The 992-nt window shown below is 48.9% G+C and carries 2 protein-coding genes; both read right to left on the reverse strand.

The window, feature by feature from the left end; genetic code table 11:
* Positions 1 to 45: 45 nt before the first annotated feature.
* Positions 46 to 375 (reverse strand): DUF7509 family protein, encoded by a 330-nt coding sequence (locus tag C448_RS17140; RefSeq protein ID WP_440707696.1) that lies wholly within the window; start codon positions 373 to 375, stop codon positions 46 to 48.
* Positions 320 to 781: a DUF7509 family protein gene (locus C448_RS01450; RefSeq protein WP_152415494.1), complete on the reverse strand. Its 462-nt coding sequence runs from the start codon at positions 779 to 781 to the stop codon at positions 320 to 322. Before C448_RS01450 ends, C448_RS17140 begins: the two co-directional genes overlap by 56 nt.
* Positions 782 to 992 lie beyond the last annotated feature (211 nt).

Below are 992 nucleotides of genomic sequence, written 5' to 3' on the forward strand. Positions count from 1 at the left end.
GGTAGAATCACCGGACGGAACCGGCGATCAACAGAGCATCTGCTCTTACTCACTATCGCCTTGAGAATACGGATTGAAAATTGGTAGAGGTCGATCAGGGTCGTCACGCTCTATATTGGCTAGGAAGTGCTGAGTTTTGTTGATCAGCTCCTCCCTGGTTTCGAACCCAATTGTATCAACATCGTAAGTGGAAGGAATTTCATCAACGCTGGCGCTACTGAACTCTTCTGTCTTGAAAATCCGAAAGCGTTCTCGGGATTTACGAATCGGCTCGGGATTCCCTCTCCGGAGATGAAATTCGCCAAGTATGGCCCCAACCTCAGAACCAACACCTGTCGTAAGGCCAGCCTCCGAAAAAAACGAATACGACAGCATCACTCACTGCCGCGAAGGCTACTGATTGGTCAAGAACAGACATCGATTCCTCATCGTCGCTCGCTTCTGTCTCAGTTGGTATGGTGATATCTGTGGCAAGGAATGCATGAACTCCGAACTGATCGCGAAGGGCCTCACAGAAGTCTGTGAGCGCCAATTTGAAGCTTCCGTGCCCATCAGGGGTAATATGCTTCTCAGGTTCGAACAATGGGTCGTCGATAAAGGCCGATTGAAGCTGATCTCCGTCTGAGTAGGCGTAGGTAGCGTCAAACGCGGTGTACGGCCCCATTACGAATACGTAGAATTCATCGTCAAGCTGCGATGCGGATGGTTGAGGAGCGTCTTGCCGTACCCGTGAAAAAACAGACTCGTCTTCAAAAGTAAATCCGTAGTTCCGACTATCCATTGTCGCCGTTTATACGGGAAAACCCGAATAGGTGTCGCTCTGAAGATTCGATAAGGTAGATCAGTTAATATCCGTTAACCTAATCAAGGGGGACAACGTATGCAGAATTGTGATGGCAGGGACTCTAGAGCCAAAACCTTTCTCGGAACTGGATGAAGGGAATATGATTCAATACGCTGAGCAGCGGCTATTCGGTGGGAAAATCGATTCT

The organism is Halococcus morrhuae DSM 1307, assembly GCF_000336695.1.
Lineage (GTDB): Archaea > Halobacteriota > Halobacteria > Halobacteriales > Halococcaceae > Halococcus > Halococcus morrhuae.